A 2,877-nucleotide genomic window follows, 5' to 3' on the forward strand; every position below is an offset into this window, starting at 1 on the left:
TGTTCAAGTTTCTGCATCAGTCCGGGCAGAGCAGACTCAGAAGAGGAGGTTCCAAGAACGATGAGCAATTCCTCTTTAATATACTTTAGCAGTTTAAAAATACTTACCTGTGCATAAAAATAAAGCACCGAACCAATTACACCGATAATGAATACGACACAGGTTGCGTAAAAGCTGATCATTAACATTCCCAAAGACGAAAGCGCTTCAATGCCGTATTTACCGATAGTAAAGCCCATAGCACCCATTGCACCAATCGGCGCCAAGTACATAATCATTTTGATAACAGCAAAAATTCCCTTAAGAAATGATTGCAGAACCGTTATAACGGGTTCAGAAGCTTTCTGGCCGATCTTTGTTAGACCGATGCCGAAAAGTATTGCAAAAACCAAAACTTGTAAAAGATTATCCGATGCGACCGCTGCAATTACGTTATCTGGTATTATACCCAGAAGAAAACTCATCACATCTTTTTGTTCTGACGATTTTTGAACGTACTCCGCCACTGCGTTAGGATCAAGGGTATTGGGATTGACATTCATTCCAGTACCTGGTTGAATAAGATTCACAAACACCAGGCCTATTATAAGCGCGGCAGTTGTCATTACCTCAAAATATATTAGAGAAGTCAAGCCAATCTTGCCGACCTTCTTAACGTCTTGCATACCGGCGATTCCGATAACAATTGAACTGAAAATCAAGGGCGCGATAATCATCTTGATGAGCTTGATAAATCCGTCGCCCAATGGTTTGAGTTTTATAGCAAAATCCGGATAAAATACACCACAGAAAATACCGATAAGGATACCTAAGATTACCTGTACATACAGGCTTGAGAAGAATCTCTTCATACGTTTACAAAATTTGCATTATAACTGAACTGTTAGCTGGTGTTCGGTTTATTAAATACTTGGGGCATTCATTTTAACACACTTTATTTCCGAATGTGCAATACGACGTGGTTCCCTAGGCGACATAAATATACAAAAATCGTGGTCAATTGTATATACAAAGGGGGGATATTGAGTAGGATCTTACGGTACGTCTTATTTAAAAAATGTTTCGAGGTATAAGTCTTCGACCTTTTTACGTGCCCATGGAGTTTTACGTAGGAACGTTAAGGAAGACTTCATGCTGGGATTATCGACAAAGCAATTAATCCTAACGATTTGTCCTAAAGCTCTCCAGCTGCCATAATGCGCTAGCAGCTCATCAAGGATTGTATCGAGCCTTTTGCCGTGAAGAGGATTGTTTTTTTGTGTTTCCATCGTTCAAAAATAAGCATAATTTAGACGTTTTATCGAACTTCTATACCTTAAAAAAATCGGATATGTGATTAGTATCCTAGTTGAAAATTAGTGTATTCTCAGAGTTTCTTGGTACTTCGAAAAAATCTAAGCGTGGCAACAAAGAGGAAGAAACATTTGATAATTATTTTCTATATTTGGTTTGCTGCTATTATTATAAATCGTGAATAATCTAATAAATTAAACTGATAGCCAGATCGTTGTTGCTTTTAATAACAGGGTGATCATACGTTTTCAGAGGCCAGTAGATTACGTTAATGTAAGCTACTTTTAGTCTCGCTCTTCAATGGCGTAGCTATACTCTTCCTAGAACGGAAGCACTTGTTGGATCTAAAATGTACAGATTATGTGAAAGAAGCGGTAGCAAAAATCGGCAAAACTTTAATTCAAGGGCGGATGTTGGTTCCTATTTCAGAAAATTAATAGTAATCGGGCTCTTAGTCAAATTGTTCAGCTGCAAGGGTACAGAGGAATCCTTGGAACTAATAATTACCATGTTATAAAACAAAATGAAAACACTAATTTGTTTGATCTTGACCTTCGCCTTTGTTAGTATCGGGTTCAGTCAGCCTAATTTTGTCAAAAACCTTAGCCAAGGTATTTCACAACATGTTGTTGTGTACGGAACTAGTTTATCAAGCGGAGGACACGGAAGAGATTGGATGGACGGTGTAAAGGCGCATATGGACAGCATTTTTGGAGCAGACTTATTATCTTATTCGCTTGCTGGTCATGGCGGGAAGTGGTCGGTCTGGGGGGTGAAGAACTTTGAAGATAGTGTTATTGCTAAGAAACCCGATGCTGTGCTGATCGAATTTGGCATCAATGATGCCTTTCTAGAATATAATACCTCTGTTTCACTGGCGAAGCTAAATCTCGAATATATGATTGACAGGATACGACTGTACAATAATTCCTGTGATATCATTTTGCAGGTAATGAACATGGCCATAGGAAAATCTGCTAGTTACCGTCCTCACTTAGAACAATATTATACGATGTATAGACAGACAGCGAGAGAAAAAAAAGTGCTGTTAATTGATCATTTTCCCAATTGGCAAAAGATGCTTGAAAGAGGAGAACCTTTTTTTTTAACCTATGTGCCAGATGGAATACATCCCAATGCGCTGGGTGCAAGAAAAGTCATTGTGCCGGAAATTATTAAATGTTTAGAGACAACGACCAAAAACTAAGATTAAAAATGAGAAAAACGACGTTTATTATTTGTGTAGTAGCACTTGTGTTAGGGACAGGTTGCCAGTCTAGTGGCGAAACGGTACGACAAGCGGATATAATTATCTATGGAGGCACGTCTGCGGCCATCACCGCCGCAGTACAGGCCAAAAAGGCGGGAAAGACCGTTATTGTCGTCTCTCCTGATACTCACCTTGGTGGCCTGTCATCGGGTGGTTTGGGTTTTAGTGATACCGGGGATAAAGCAGTTATCGGAGGCCTGGCGCGCGATTTTTATCATCGCATATTTATGCACTATCAGGATAGTGCAGCTTGGCGCTGGCAGGAACACTCCGAATACGGAAACAAAGGACAGGGAACCCCTGCTATGGACGGT

At 39.8% G+C, this 2,877-nt stretch carries 4 protein-coding genes; 2 read left to right on the forward strand and 2 right to left on the reverse strand.

The genetic code is table 11. The features are described from left to right. Both HP439_RS18515 and HP439_RS18520 read right to left on the reverse strand, forming a co-directional pair. Positions 1 to 851 (reverse strand): cation:dicarboxylate symporter family transporter (locus HP439_RS18515; RefSeq protein WP_172391811.1); only part of this gene is annotated, 851 nt, incomplete at its 3' end. Positions 852 to 1,046: 195 nt separating this feature from the next. Further along, positions 1,047 to 1,268, reverse strand: a complete 222-nt coding sequence (locus HP439_RS18520; protein WP_172391812.1) for a VF530 family protein — start codon at positions 1,266 to 1,268, stop codon at positions 1,047 to 1,049. A 548-nt stretch (positions 1,269 to 1,816) separates the two neighbouring features. On the opposite strand from HP439_RS18520, the gene HP439_RS18525 reads away from it, so the two are divergent. Next, on the forward strand, positions 1,817 to 2,500 hold the full coding sequence (locus HP439_RS18525; protein ID WP_172391813.1) for an SGNH/GDSL hydrolase family protein: 684 nt from the start codon (positions 1,817 to 1,819) through the stop codon (positions 2,498 to 2,500). 8 nt (positions 2,501 to 2,508) lie between these two features. After that, positions 2,509 to 2,877 (forward strand): FAD-dependent oxidoreductase (locus HP439_RS18530; protein ID WP_172391814.1); only part of this gene is annotated, 369 nt, incomplete at its 3' end.

It is taken from the genome of Sphingobacterium shayense (assembly GCF_013179575.1).
In the GTDB taxonomy this organism is placed as follows: domain Bacteria; phylum Bacteroidota; class Bacteroidia; order Sphingobacteriales; family Sphingobacteriaceae; genus Sphingobacterium; species Sphingobacterium shayense.

Excerpts from the sequence above, each read along its gene's own strand:
- HP439_RS18520 (WP_172391812.1), bottom strand. The coding sequence starts at position 1,268 with ATGGAAACACAAAAAAACAATCCTCTTCACGGCAAAAGGCTCGATACA.
- HP439_RS18525 (WP_172391813.1), top strand. The coding sequence starts at position 1,817 with ATGAAAACACTAATTTGTTTGATCTTGACCTTCGCCTTTGTTAGTATC.